We start from the raw sequence: 12,593 nt of genomic DNA, 5'->3' as shown, positions 1-12,593 counted from the left end.
CAGACGACCTGAAAGCCATTGCGATGGAACGCCCCTACATTCTTCACATGATCACGCCGGGCAAGCAGATGAGCCCGTTCGACATCAACATGGCTGCCGATGCCGGCTACCAGGTGCTGCCGACCTACAGCGAAGTCACGCTCGACGGCGTGACCGGCCTGACGCAGGACGCGATCTTCTCGCGCGGCCCGAAAGGCGTGGTGCGCACCGGCATCTTCATCGGCGGGCGCGACGTGCTGCTGGCCGCCGACATGCTGGACGCCGCGCGCAAGGCGATGGTCAAGCCCTTCGTCGTGTCGGTGATGGCCGACCCGAGCGGCTCCTACACCACCGCCGCCGCGCTGGTGGCCTGTGTCGAGGCGCAGCTGCGCAAGGTGCACGGCACCGACCTCGCCGGCAAGCGCGTCGTGATCCTGGGCGGCGGTGGCACCGTGGGCCGCATTGCCGGCGTGCTGGCACAGCAGCTCGGCGCCGACGTGCGGCTGTCCAGCCGTGGCGGCGTCGAGGCCGCGCAGCGCGCCGCCGACGAGACCAATGTGCGCTTCGGCAGCGCGATGAGCGGCGTGTCGGGCAAGGGGGTGGACGCCATCCGCACGTCGATCGCCGACGCCGACGTGGTGCTCGGCACCGCCGCCGCCGGCGTGCAGGTGATCACCGAGGCCGACCGTGCGATCGCCACGCGCCTGCTGGTGGCCGCCGACGTGAACGCGGTGCCGCCCGAGGGCATCGCCGGGGTCGGCGTGATGGACAGCGGCAAGCTGCTGCCGGGCAGCCGCGCCGTGGGCATCGGCGCGCTCGCGGTCGGCAACATCAAGTACCAGGTGCAGCACCGCCTGCTGGTGCGCATGCGCAGCGCGGACAAGCCGGTCTACCTGAGCTTCCCGGAAGCGCTGGCGGTGGCGCGCGAGGTGCTGGCCGAGGTATGACCCACCCCCGAAGCGCAGGTATGACCCACCCCCGAAGCGCCTGCGGCGCCTCCCCCTCGAGGGGGCGACGCTGGTGGACCGGCGGAGCCGGATCCACGGCGTCTGCGCGCGGGTACCGCGGTGGGGCGCACGGTCGACGCGCGGGACGCTGACGTGACTGCTGCTTCGACAGGTCGCGCGACGCTGGTGGTCGCCGGGCTGTCCGCCCGCCTGATGGCCGAGGCGGCGGCCCGCGAGGGCTACGACGTGATCGCGCTCGATGCCTTCGGGGATGTCGACACACGCCGCGCGGCCCGGCACTGGCAGTCGATCGGCAGCGACAGCGGCCTGCGGCTCGACGAACGCCGCACGCTCGATGCCCTGCGCGAGGCGGCCACCGATCCGCAGGTGCGGGGCTGGGTGGCGGGCAGCGGCTTCGAATGCGTGCCCGAACTGCTGGGCCGCGGCGCCCAGTTGCTGCCGCTGATCGGCACGCCGGCCGAGACGGTGCTGCGCGTGCGCGACCCGGCAGGCTTCTTCGGCATGCTCGACTGGCTGGGGCTGCCCCATCCCGAGATCCAGCTCGACGAGCCAGATCCCCCGCAGGGCTGGCTGCGCAAGGAGGCGCGCGGCACCGGCGGCTGGCACATCCGCCGCGCCGACGACCGGCATCCGGCCGAGCCCGCTCAGCAGCCCTACTACCAGCGCGAAGCGCCAGGCACGCCGATGTCGGCGCTGTTTGTCGCCAACGGCCGCGAGGCACGGGTGCTCGGCATCAGCGAGCTGATCGTGCGGCCATTGGGCCCTGCCCATCCGCATGTCTACCGCGGCGCCATCGGCCCGGTCGCGCTGCCGGCCGCATTGGCCGTGGGGCTGGAGGCGACGCTGGACACACTGGTCGCCGCGTTCGGGCTGCGCGGGCTGTGCAGCCTCGACTTCCTGCTCGACGGCGATCACTGGTCGCTGCTCGAGATCAACCCGCGTCCGTCGGCGAGTGCGGCGCTCTACGCCGAGCAGACGCCGTGGATGCGCGCCCACGTCGAGGCCTGCACGGCCGGCACGCTGCCCGCGGCAGCCACGGCGGCGCCGAGCGGTCGCCCGCTGCGCGGCAGCGAGATCGTGTTCGCACGCGCGGCGGTGCAGTTGACACCGGCGCAGGCGCACGCGCTGGCAGCGCGCGACGACTGCCACGACCTGCCCGCCGCCGGCAGCCGCTTCGCGCCGGGCGATCCGGTGTGCAGCGTCGAAGCGAGCGGCGCCAGCGCTGGCGAGGTCCGTGCCCGCCTCGCGGAAAAACGCGCCGCCTTGCGCGCCGCGCTGGCACGGACTTGAGCTGCATTCCACGACAACGACAACCCAGCGAGACACCGCCATGAGCCCAACCGCCACCGATCCCACGCCTCGCTTCGCCGACAGCCGGATCAGCGTCAACGCCAGCGTTCGGCCGCTGCTGCAGCGCCTGCTCGACGACGCCGACCGCCTGCGCGTGCAGGTCGGCCACGACACCAGCGGCGTGCGCATCGTCGACGCCGGCATCGCCGCGCCCGGCAGCGTGGCGGCCGGTGTGCTGATCGGCGAGATCTGCATGGGTGGGCTGGGCCGCGTCGAACTCGCGGCACAAGGCTTCGGCGACGCGAGCCACGGCTGGCCGACCTGGCTGGAGGTCAGCAGCAGCCAGCCGGTGCTGGCCTGCCTGGCGAGCCAGTACGCGGGCTGGAGCCTGTCGGCCAGCAAGGAGGAAGCGGGCGGCAAGAAGTTCTTCTCGCTCGGCTCCGGCCCGGCCCGCGCGCTGGCCGGCAAGGAGGAATTGTTCAAGGAGCTCGGCTACCGCGACCCGATCGCCGCGGCCGAACGCAGCGGCGTGCTGGTGCTCGAGGTGGACCGCGTGCCGCCGCCGGTGGTGGTGGAAAAGGTGCTGCGCGACTGCGGGCTGCGCCCCGAGCAGCTGACGCTGATCCTCACGCCCACGCGCAGCCTGGCCGGCACCACGCAGGTGGTGGCGCGGGTGCTCGAGGTGGCGCTGCACAAGGCGCACGAGCTGCACTTCCCGCTCGAGCACATCGTCGACGGCGTGGCGAGCGCGCCGCTGCCCTCGCCCGGCGCCGACGGGCTGGACGCGATGGGCCGCACCAATGACGCCATCCTCTACGGTGGCCGCGTGCAGCTCACGGTGCGCGGCGGCGACGATACGGCGCGCCTGCTGGCCAAGGAGCTGCCGTCGCTGAACTCGCGCGACTACGGCCGCGGCTTCGCCGACATCTTCAAGGCGGCCGAGTACGACTTCTACAAGATCGACGGCGCGCTGTTCGCGCCGGCCGAGGTGTGGGTCTCGAGCCTGGAGTCGGGCAAGACCTGGCATGCGGGCCGGATGAACCTGGAGCTGCTGCGCGGGCAGTGGCTCGACGCTGCATGAAGCAGACCGCGGCGAGCCCGGCGCCGGGCCGCCCCAAGCCGGGCGAGACCCCCTCGGGGGGTCGGACGCGGTACTCCGCGGCCGGGGGGCCGACATGAAGGTCGCGATCTTCACCGACGAGACCGGCTGGCACACCCGTCAGCTGCAGCAGGCGCTGCGGGCGCGCGGCGCCGAGGGCCGCTGCGTCGACCTGGCCGACTGCCGCATCGACACCACCGCCGCCTGGCACGGCCTGGTGATCCCCGGCTACGGCCGCGAACTGCCCGACGCGGCGCTGGTGCGCGGCATTGCCGGCGGCAGCTTCGAGCAGGTCACCAAGCGGCTGGGCGTGCTGCATGCGCTGCGCGAGCTGGGCGTGCCGGTCTACAACGACGCACGCGCGATCGAGCGCAGCGTCGACAAGTCGATGACCAGCCTGCTGCTGCACGCCGCCGGCATCCCGACCCCGCCGACCTGGGCGATGGAGTCGCCGGCGCAGGCACAGCGACTCGTCACGCGCGAGAGCGCGACCGGCCATGCCGTCGTGCTCAAGCCGCTGTTCGGTTCGCAGGGCAAGGGGCTGCAGCGCGTCGGCTGCATCGAGGGCGTGCACGTGCCGCTGCCGCCGCTGGCGGACTATGGCCAGCTCGCCTACCTGCAGCGCTTCGTGCCCGCGCTTGAACAGCCGGGCCATGACTGGCGCGTGCTGGTCATCGGCGGGCGCGCGGTCACCGCGATGCGCCGCGTCAGCGCGCACTGGGTGCACAACGTGGCGCAGGGCGCGCGCTGCGAGCCGGCGCTGCTGACGCCCGACCTGGCCGAACGCGCGCAGGCTGCGGCGGCCGCGCTCGACATGGACTACGCCGGCATCGACCTGATCCCCTCGCCCGACGGCGCGCTGGTGCTCGAAGTCAACGGCGTCGCGGCCTGGCAGGGCCTGCAGCGGGTCACGCGCTTCTCGATCGCGAGGGCGCTCGTCGACGACCTGCTCGACCGCAAGCACGCGTCGCAAGCGCGCGAAGCGCGGCAGGCGTGAACACCGCCGCGGCCCGCACGGCTTTCCTGCGCGCCTGCGCGCTCGACGTGGCGGTGCGCAAGCCGGGCAACGTGAGTGCCGCGTCGCCGGGCCACGGCATGGACGCGCGCGTCTTCCTCGACAGCGCCGCGGCTGCGCTGCCGGGCTTGTTCGAGCCCGGCGCGCGCGTCGGCACGCGCATCGAGAGCGCGGTGCGCGCGACGCGCGTGGTCGCCGGCTGCAACACCAACCTCGGCATCGTGCTGCTGTGCGCACCGCTGGCGCTGGCGCTGGAGCGGTGTGCCGAAGGCCGGAACGCACAGGGCGCGGCCGGCCTGCGGCATGAGCTGCAGCAGGTGCTCGACACGCTGGACATCGAGGACGCTCGCGCCGCCTACCGCGCGATCGCCGCGGCGAGCCCGGGTGGCCTGGGGCGGGCCGAGGCGCAGGACGTCGCGACCGCGCCGACCGTCGACCTGCAGGACGCGATGCGGCTCGCCGCCGGCCGCGACCGCATCGCGCTGCAGTACGCGACCGGCTTCGCCGACCTGTTCGACACCGGGCTCGCTTCGCTCGCCCTGCATGCGCCGCCGCCGCGCGAGGCCGGCAGCGACGCGGTGCAGGCGCTGTACCTCGCGTTCCTGGGCCGCTGGCCCGATTCACACATTGTTCGAAAGTTCGGCGAACCGATGGCACAGGCTGTCACCGCCGAAGCGGCGCCCTGGCTCGAACGCGCGGATCGGCTCGAACCGGTCGGCACCGACCCTCGTTTCGCCGAATGGGACGCTCATCTCAAGGCCCGGGGGCTGAATCCGGGCACCAGCGCCGACCTGACGGTGGCCACGTTGTTCATTGCTGGCGCACTCGGAGTGGCCCGACTCTCGACTTTCCCATGATTGCGGCGCTGGCATGGAACGTGTAAGTTCACGGCGTACTGGCAACGCCCAGTGCTCTTCACATTCACTTCTGCAGAACTTGCTCACGGAGACTCAACATGGCAAAGATTGACCGGATGATGGTCGGCGAATCGCTCGTCGGCGATGGCAACGAAGTGGCTCACATCGACCTGCTGATCGGGCCGCGCGGCAGTGCTGCCGAGACCGCGTTCGCCAACGCGCTCGTCAACAACAAGGATGGCTTCACCTCGCTGCTCGCCGTGGTGGCCCCCAACCTGCTGACCAAGCCCGCAACCGTGATGTTCAACAAGGTCACGATCAAGGGCGCGAAGCAGGCCGTGCAGATGTTCGGCCCAGCCCAGCGCGGCGTGGCCATGGCGGTGGCCGATTGCGTCGAAGACGGCACCATCCCCGCCGACGAAGCCGACAACCTGTTCGTCTGCGTCGGTGTCTTCATCCACTGGCTGGCCGAAGACGACAAGAAGATCCAGGACTACAACTACCAGGCCGTCAAGGAGTCGATCAAGCGCGCCGTGTCCGGCTCGCCGACCGCCCGTGAAGTGGTCGCCAAGAAGGGCAGCTCCGCTCACCCGTTCGCGGCCAAGTGATGCCGGCCGGGGCGAGGCGCGCCCTGGCGCGCTGAGCCTCGGACCTTCACGAACAAAAGCCGACCGGTTGCCCGGTCGGCTTTTGTTTTACCCGGAAAGCTGACTGTCACATGTCAGCGGGGGCGCTGCGCCGGGTCGCTGTGTTGCGTTCATGTCCCCCGGTCCGGGCTACCGCCCGGCCCTCCTCCTTTACTTCACTCCACACAGCAACCCGTCCCAGCGCTGCCACCACCGCGGCCAGCCGGGACTTGACGGCCTGCGCAGGCTACAGTGATTCGTGCTGACCAGGGCGTCGGGTGAACGGCGCAGTGAGGTAGAGGAGGAGGAGGGGTCGGCCGCGAGGCCGACGCCGGGGGACACGAACGGAGCCGTTCGCCCGGCGGCCTGGTCAGCAGCGCGCGGTCAAGGCAGGTGGCAGGCATTGAGACGCTTCGAACCTCAACACACACACACACGAACGGCCGCAACGAGCCCCTGCCCGAGCTTCAATCGGGTGCGGTTGAAGGCAACGCTACCGTATCAGGCGCCGCCCGGCGGCACCATGCCGGCACCGATCAGCGACAGCACCGTGGCGCTGCGCCCGCCCGTCGGCTCCGGTGCGCGGCGGCGCTCGATCGCCACGCCCACCGACTCGACATCGTCGAACTTCTTCGGCTTGACGACCACCACGCGCACCCAGTGCGCACCGAACTCGTGGAGCAGGATGTCGGCCACCGTTTCGGCAAAGGACTCCAGCAGCGTGAGCCTGTGCTCCTTCAGCAGGCGCTGCAGCCGCTCGCGCACCACGCCGTAGTCGATCGTGTCGCCGATGCGGTCGGTGTCGCAGGCGCGCGGACGCGGCAGACCGGCCGTCACGTCGATGCGCAGGGTCTGCGGCCGGTGCAGTTCGCTGTCGTGGATGCCGATGACCGTCTGGCCGGTGAAACCTTCGATGAAGATCAGGTCCAGCGCTTCGGCATCGCGGCCGGCGTCGGAGGCGGTGAACTGCAGCTGCGGGCGGGGGGCGGCGATCAAGGGCGACTCCTGGTGCTGAAAGACCATCTTGCGGGTGCAAGACCCGGACCATGCCAGATTTTGGAACACTTCGACACCGCTCCCCGGGCTTCCACCCCCTACGAGGCCCCGAAGCGACGCGTCAGAATCGGGACGCAATGACCCCGTGAGGGACAAGCTGAACGGTCCTGGAGACCATCGCCGGCGGCAACCGGCATGGCGCCCGGGCCCCTGGCGAACCGCCAGTGCCGCGTGCGTTCGGTCATGAACACTAAGGAGACAGCATGGGCATCGTATCGCTGCGCGAGGCAGGCGAACACGCACACCGCATTCTCGACGCCGTGCGCCAGGGCGCCCGGGCCACCGAAGACGCCGAGATGGCGCGCTCCTGGACGCGCTGCCTCGAACAGCACCGCCTGCACCCGGACCGGCCGCACCGCCCGTCGGTCGTGGCCGCCGCCCAGCTGGCGCAGCGCCAGGAGCGGCTGGCCGACGTGATCGACTGCGCGCGCCACGAGATGGCGACGCTCTACCAGCAGCTCGCCGACACCGAGTCGGCCGTGGTGCTGACCGACACCGACGGCGTGATCCTGCACATGGTGTCCTCGCCGGCCTTCGCCGAGGACGTGACGCCGCTGGGCTTTCACGTCGGCGCAATGTGGAGCGAGGCCGAGGCCGGCACCAACGGCATGGGCACCTGCCTGGTCGCGGCCAGCCCGGTCGCGGTGCGGCGCGAGGACCATTTCTTCACCCGGCTCACGTCGCTGACCTGCTCGGCGGTGCCGGTGTTCGACCCGCAGGGCCAGATGACCGCGGTGCTCGACGTGACCAGCCGCTCGAGTCTGCAGCAGCAGCACTCGCTGGTGCTGCTGGGCATGACGGCGCAGATGATCGAGAACCGCCTGCTCGAGCTGCGCCATCCCGAGGCCCATCTGCTGCATTTCCACAGCCGGCCCGAGTTCGTCTACACGCTGCACGAAGGCAAACTGGCGCTCGACGCCGAAGGCCGCATCCTGGCCGGCAACCGCAGCGCGCTATTCCAGCTGGGCCTGCATTCGATGGCCGAATTGCGCGGGCGCCGGCTCGAAGAGTTGTTTCACACCCGGCTGGCGGAGATCGCCGAGCGCTGCCGGCGCAGCGCCTTCCATCCGGTGGTGAGCTTCGGTGCCCAGGGGTCGAGCCGCTTCTTCGTGGTGGCGCGGCCACCCGCCTCGGAGACCGAGGCACACGAGCTGCCGGTCGCGCTCACCGGCCCCGGCACCGGGACGCGCGCACGCGCCCTCGTGCCGCGCCTCGAACCGCGACGCGACGCCGCGCTGCCGCAGCGCGCCGCGCCGGCCTTCGGCGACCCGCGCCTGAGCACCCAGCTCGACCAGGCGCGGCGCGCGATCGCGCGCGACATCCCGGTGCTGCTGCACGGCGAGACCGGCTCGGGCAAGGAGGTGTTCGCGCGCGCGCTGCACGCCGCCAGCCCGAAGCATGCGGGCAGCTTCGTCGCGGTCAACTGCGCGAGCCTGCCCGAGAGCCTGATCGAGGCCGAGCTGTTCGGCTACCGCGCCGGCGCCTTCACCGGCGCGCAGCGCAGCGGCCGGCGCGGCAAGGTGCTCGAAGCCGACCGCGGCACCCTCTTTCTCGACGAGATCGGCGACATGCCGCTGGCGCTGCAGGCGCGGCTGCTGCGCGTGCTCGACGAGCGCAAGGTCACGCCGTTGGGTGCCGAGGAAACCGTCGATGTCGACTTCCAGCTGGTCAGCGCCAGCCACCGGCCGCTCGCGCAAATGGTGGAGGAAGGCCGCTTCCGCGAGGACTTGTACTACCGGCTGTGCGGCTTCGAGGTCAGCCTGCCGGCGCTGCGCGAGCGCAGCGACAGGCAGGCACTGATCGCCGAGCTGCTGGCCCTGGAATCCGGCGGCAGCGCGATGCTCACCCCCGGGGCGCAGGCGCTGCTGGAGCAGCATCCCTGGCCGGGCAATGTGCGCCAGCTGCGCCACGCGCTGCGCACCGCGCTCGCGCTGGCCGGCGACGACGGGCTGATCGACGTCGGGCAGCTGGCGTCGCTGCGGGCCCTCGCCCCCCGGCCCGCCGGCGCCCTGGCCCTGCCACCGCCGGCGACGACCCCGAGCGCCGACAATAGCGTGGCAGCACTGCCGCCGATGAACCCGATCCAGGCCAAGGAACGCGAGGTTCTGCTGCAGCTGCTGGAAGAACACCGTTGGAACGTGAGCAATGTCGCCAAGGCGCTCGATGTCAGCCGCAACACCCTCTACCGCAAGCTCCACAAGCTGCACATCGCCCTGTCCCACCCAGGCCACCCTCCCGTCTCCGGCCGGGCCGCTGATTGGTGAGGCGGCGAAGCGCTGGGCGGCAGCGCTGGGCGACGAGCACGCGCCGGCCGCCGACGACCCGCCGGGTTCGCGCTTCGCGTGGTGCGTGACCGGCTCCGGGCACTACCTCGAGGAGTCGATGGCGCTGGCGGCACGGCTGCCCAACGTCGACCTGTTCCTGTCGGGGGCGGCTGACGAGGTGCTGCCGCTGTACGGCATGCGCCTGGAGGCATTGCGCGAACGCTTTCGCGTGTTCCGCGACAAGAGCGCGAGCTCGGTGCCGGTCGGGCGGCTGTACGCCGAGGCCTATCACACCGTGGTGATCGCACCGGCGACGAGCAACACCGTCGCCAAGTGCGCGTTCGGGCTGTCGGACACGCTGCCGACCAACATGTTCGCGCAGGCCGGCAAGCTCGGCGTGCCCAGCCTGGTGTTCGCCTGCGACACCGAGCCGGTGGTCATCACCAAGGCGCCGCGCAGCCATGCGAGCGAATGGCTCACGCTGAGGCCGCGGCGCATCGAGCTCGACAACGTCGAGCGCCTGCGGCAGATCGACTTCTGCCAGGTGCTGAGCTCGCCGGCCGAACTCGAAGCGGCACTCGACGCGCGGCTGAAGACGCTGAACCTCGCATGGAACACATCGTCTTCCTGACCGGCCGGCTGGCGCAGCCCAGCCTGGAGCGCGTGCTCGCCGGCATCGAGCCGCCGGCCTTCAGCTACGAGGTGCGCGAGATCGGCCTGCAGGTCGCGGCGCTGATGACGGCCGACATGATCCGGCGCCGCGTCACCGCACCGCTGGCCGGCCACGATGCCGAAGGCCGGCCGCGCCGCGTGGACCGCATCCTCGTGCCTGGCCGCTGCCGCGGCGACGTGGACGCGCTGAGTACCCACTACGGCGTGCCGGTGCAACGCGGGCCGGAGGAACTGAAGGACCTGCCGCGCTTCTTCAACCGCGCGGCCCAGCCGATCGACCTGAGCGAATACCAGGTGGCGATCTTCGCGGAGATCGTCGATGCGCCGCGGCTGACGGTGGCCGCGATCGTCGAGCGGGCGCGCGCGCTCATCGCCGACGGTGCCGACGTGATCGACCTCGGCTGCCTGCCGGCCACGCCCTTCGATCACCTGGAAGACAGCGTGAAGGCGCTGAAGGCCGAGGGCTGGAACGTCAGCGTCGACTCGATGAGTGCCGACGAGCTGCTGCGCGGCGGCCGCGCCGGCGCCGACTACCTGCTGAGCCTGAAGCTCGAGACGCTGTGGATCGCCGACGAGGTGGCCGCGGTGCCGGTGCTGATCGCCAGCGACCAGGCCGACATGGCCACGCTGCACGAGGCGATCGAGACGATGGAGCGGCGCGGCAAGCCCTACCTCGCCGACCCGATCCTCGACCCCATCCCGTTCGGCTTCACCCGCTCCATCGTGCGCTACCACGCGCTGCGCGAGCGCTACCCGGAGGCGCCGATCATGATGGGCGTGGGCAACATCACCGAGCTGACCGAGGCCGACACCAGCGGCATCAACGCCCTGCTGTTCGGCCTGTGCGCCGAGCTCGACGTGGCGGCCGTGCTGACCACGCAGGTGAGCCAACACGCACGCCGCGCCGTCGCCGAAGCCGACCTCGCGCGGCGCATCATGCATGCCGCCTCGCGCCACAGCACCCTGCCCAAGGGCATGAGCGACGCGCTGATGACGGTGCATGCCAAGCATCCGTTTCCCGACACCGCGCAGGAGATCGCGGCCACCGCCGCCCAGGTGCGCGACCCGAACTTCCGCGTGCAGGTCTCGCCCGACGGCCTGCACGTCTACAACCGCGACGGCCTGCGGCGGGCGCAGGACGCCTTCGCGCTGTGGCCGCAGCTGGGGCTCGAAGACGATGCCGCGCACGCCTTCTACATGGGCGTGGAACTTGCACGTGCCGAGATCGCATGGCGGCTGGGCAAGCGCTACGTGCAGGACCAGCCGCTCGACTGGGGCGTCGCCACCGTGCGGCGCGCCGACGACCTGGAGGCCTGGTGCGCCCCCGGAACGACGATGACCCACGGCAGCAAGAACACCCCCTCACCCCCACCCTCTCCCCGTGAACGGGGCGAGGGAGTAGCTCCCTCTCCTGCGCCAGCGGGAGAGGGCGGGGGTGAGGGCAAGACCCCATGAACGACCAGATCTTCGAAACCGTGGTCACGACCGTCGCTGCCGACGGCACGCCGCACATTGCGCCGTTCGGCGTGCGCTACCGCGACGGGCACGTCGTGCTGATGCCCTTCAAGCCCAGTGCCACGCTCGACAACCTGCGCACCACCCGGCACGCGGTGCTGAACCTCACCACCGACACGCGCGTGTTCGCCGGCGCGGTGTGTGCGCGCTGGCTTGGCGCGCGCAGCTGGCCGCTGCTGCCGGTGCAGTCCTTCGCCGGGCAGCGGCTGGCCAACGCCCTGGCGCACAGCGAACTGGCGCTGCTGCACGACAACGACCATGCCGAGCGGCCCACCCTCACCCTGAGGCGCGTGCTCGACCTGACGCACGCCCCCTTCCCCGGCTTCAACCGCGCCCAGGCCGCCGTGATCGAAGGCGCGGTGCTGGTGAGTCGCCTGCAGATGCTGGCCCCCGGGAAGATCGACACCGAAATGGACTACCTGCAGATCGCCATCGACAAGACCGCCGGCCCCGAGGAGCACGAAGCCTGGGGCTGGCTGCGCGAGGCCGTGGCGCGCCAGCGCGTCCAGGCCGGAGTCGGCGCATGAAGCTGCTCGTCAGTGTGCGCAGCGTCGACGAGGCGCTGGCCGCGGCCGCGGCCGGCGCGGATTTCATCGACCTGAAGGAGCCGTCTGGCGGCGCCCTGGGTGCGCTGCCGCTGGCCACGACCGAGGCCATCGTCGCCGCGCTGCAGCGCGAGCGCGGGCGTCGTCCGATCAGCGCGACGATCGGCGATTGCGCCGGCATGGACGCGGTGCTCGACCGCGTGGCCGCGACCGCGGCCTGCGGGGTCGACTACGTGAAGGTCGGTGTCGCGCCCGGCCAGCACGCGCTGCTGGATGCGCTGGCGGTCTGCGGCCACGCCGTGGTGCCGGTGTTCATCGCCGATCACGGCATCGACACGGCGCTACTGGCGCGGGCCGGCGCGCTGGCCTTCCCGGCGCTGATGCTCGACACCGACGACAAGGCGCGCGGCAGCCTGTTCGACCTCGCGAGCGAAGCGCAGTTGCGGCGCTTCGTCACGCAGGTGCGCCGCGGCGGCAAGCTGTGCGGACTGGCGGGCGCGCTGCGCTTCGAACACCTGCCGCGGCTGCAGGCCATCGCACCGGACTTCGCGGGCTTTCGCAGCGCCGTATGCAACGGCGCGCGCACCGCGGCGCTCGATCCGCAGCGCGTTCGTGCCTTGCGCGATCGGCTGCAGTGCGAAGACGCGGCGCAGCCGGCGTGATACGGGATTGCATTCAAACGCATCCGATTGAAGCTTGGGCCAGGC

General features: G+C 71.5%; 12 protein-coding genes. 11 read left to right on the top strand and 1 reads right to left on the bottom strand.

From position 1 onward, the window contains the following. The first annotated feature begins 23 nt into the window (after nt 1-23). The 6 genes from ACQY9S_RS02160 to fae all read left to right on the top strand — a co-directional run bounded on the left by ACQY9S_RS02160 (nt 24) and on the right by fae (nt 5,816). On the top strand, nt 24-926 hold the full coding sequence (locus tag ACQY9S_RS02160; protein ID WP_428422931.1) for an NAD(P)-dependent methylenetetrahydromethanopterin dehydrogenase: 903 nt from the start codon (nt 24-26) through the stop codon (nt 924-926). Nucleotides 927-1,079: 153 nt separating this feature from the next. Beyond that, the gene (locus ACQY9S_RS02155) at nt 1,080-2,237 is read left to right on the top strand and encodes an ATP-grasp domain-containing protein (RefSeq protein WP_428422930.1); all 1,158 of its coding nucleotides are present in this window, start codon (nt 1,080-1,082) and stop codon (nt 2,235-2,237) included. Between the two features lie 40 nt (nt 2,238-2,277). Next, nucleotides 2,278-3,318, top strand: a complete 1,041-nt coding sequence (gene mch / locus ACQY9S_RS02150; RefSeq protein WP_428422929.1) for a methenyltetrahydromethanopterin cyclohydrolase — start codon at nt 2,278-2,280, stop codon at nt 3,316-3,318. A gap of 94 nt (nt 3,319-3,412) precedes the next feature. Beyond that, nucleotides 3,413-4,333, top strand: coding sequence for an ATP-grasp domain-containing protein (locus ACQY9S_RS02145; RefSeq protein WP_428422928.1), 921 nt, complete (start codon nt 3,413-3,415; stop codon nt 4,331-4,333). Further along, the gene (locus tag ACQY9S_RS02140; protein WP_428422927.1) at nt 4,330-5,208 is read left to right on the top strand and encodes a triphosphoribosyl-dephospho-CoA synthase; all 879 of its coding nucleotides are present in this window, start codon (nt 4,330-4,332) and stop codon (nt 5,206-5,208) included. The genes ACQY9S_RS02145 and ACQY9S_RS02140 overlap by 4 nt, the downstream gene beginning before the upstream one ends. 98 nt (nt 5,209-5,306) lie before the next feature. Further along, nucleotides 5,307-5,816, top strand: a complete 510-nt coding sequence (fae, locus tag ACQY9S_RS02135) for a formaldehyde-activating enzyme (RefSeq protein WP_428422926.1) — start codon at nt 5,307-5,309, stop codon at nt 5,814-5,816. A 519-nt stretch (nt 5,817-6,335) separates the two neighbouring features. On the opposite strand, the gene ACQY9S_RS02130 is transcribed toward fae, so the two are convergent. Continuing rightward, nucleotides 6,336-6,830 carry a dihydroneopterin aldolase gene (locus ACQY9S_RS02130; RefSeq protein WP_428422925.1) on the bottom strand — a complete coding sequence of 165 codons (495 nt, stop codon included), beginning with the start codon at nt 6,828-6,830 and terminating at the stop codon, nt 6,336-6,338. A gap of 263 nt (nt 6,831-7,093) precedes the next feature. Here ACQY9S_RS02130 and ACQY9S_RS02125 point away from each other — a divergent pair, with 263 nt between their 5' ends. The 5 genes from ACQY9S_RS02125 to ACQY9S_RS02105 all read left to right on the top strand — a co-directional run bounded on the left by ACQY9S_RS02125 (nt 7,094) and on the right by ACQY9S_RS02105 (nt 12,548). Next, nucleotides 7,094-9,154: a sigma-54-dependent Fis family transcriptional regulator gene (locus tag ACQY9S_RS02125; RefSeq protein WP_428422924.1), complete on the top strand. Its 2,061-nt coding sequence runs from the start codon at nt 7,094-7,096 to the stop codon at nt 9,152-9,154. Nucleotides 9,155-9,239: 85 nt separating this feature from the next. After that, nucleotides 9,240-9,785, top strand: a complete 546-nt coding sequence (locus ACQY9S_RS02120; protein ID WP_428422923.1) for a flavoprotein — start codon at nt 9,240-9,242, stop codon at nt 9,783-9,785. Beyond that, nucleotides 9,764-11,281: a DUF6513 domain-containing protein gene (locus ACQY9S_RS02115; RefSeq protein ID WP_428422922.1), complete on the top strand. Its 1,518-nt coding sequence runs from the start codon at nt 9,764-9,766 to the stop codon at nt 11,279-11,281. The genes ACQY9S_RS02120 and ACQY9S_RS02115 overlap by 22 nt, the downstream gene beginning before the upstream one ends. Then, nucleotides 11,278-11,868: a DUF447 domain-containing protein gene (locus ACQY9S_RS02110; RefSeq protein ID WP_428422921.1), complete on the top strand. Its 591-nt coding sequence runs from the start codon at nt 11,278-11,280 to the stop codon at nt 11,866-11,868. Before ACQY9S_RS02115 ends, ACQY9S_RS02110 begins: the two co-directional genes overlap by 4 nt. Continuing rightward, a complete protein-coding gene (locus ACQY9S_RS02105; RefSeq protein ID WP_428422920.1) occupies nt 11,865-12,548 on the top strand; it encodes a (5-formylfuran-3-yl)methyl phosphate synthase in 684 nt (227 codons plus the stop codon). Before ACQY9S_RS02110 ends, ACQY9S_RS02105 begins: the two co-directional genes overlap by 4 nt. Nucleotides 12,549-12,593: the final 45 nt, after the last annotated feature.

It is taken from the genome of Methylibium sp., from assembly GCF_965279545.1.
Taxonomy (GTDB): Bacteria; Pseudomonadota; Gammaproteobacteria; order Burkholderiales; family Burkholderiaceae_C; genus Methylibium.
This window is presented reverse-complemented; position numbering and strand designations above follow the sequence as displayed.

Excerpts from the sequence above, each read along its gene's own strand:
- fae (WP_428422926.1), top strand. The coding sequence starts at position 5,307 with ATGGCAAAGATTGACCGGATGATGGTCGGCGAATCGCTCGTCGGCGAT.
- ACQY9S_RS02125 (WP_428422924.1), top strand. The coding sequence starts at position 7,094 with ATGGGCATCGTATCGCTGCGCGAGGCAGGCGAACACGCACACCGCATT.
- ACQY9S_RS02145 (WP_428422928.1), top strand. The coding sequence starts at position 3,413 with ATGAAGGTCGCGATCTTCACCGACGAGACCGGCTGGCACACCCGTCAG.
- ACQY9S_RS02160 (WP_428422931.1), top strand. The coding sequence starts at position 24 with ATGGAACGCCCCTACATTCTTCACATGATCACGCCGGGCAAGCAGATG.
- ACQY9S_RS02105 (WP_428422920.1), top strand. The coding sequence starts at position 11,865 with ATGAAGCTGCTCGTCAGTGTGCGCAGCGTCGACGAGGCGCTGGCCGCG.
- ACQY9S_RS02110 (WP_428422921.1), top strand. The coding sequence starts at position 11,278 with ATGAACGACCAGATCTTCGAAACCGTGGTCACGACCGTCGCTGCCGAC.
- ACQY9S_RS02115 (WP_428422922.1), top strand. The coding sequence starts at position 9,764 with ATGGAACACATCGTCTTCCTGACCGGCCGGCTGGCGCAGCCCAGCCTG.
- mch (WP_428422929.1), top strand. The coding sequence starts at position 2,278 with ATGAGCCCAACCGCCACCGATCCCACGCCTCGCTTCGCCGACAGCCGG.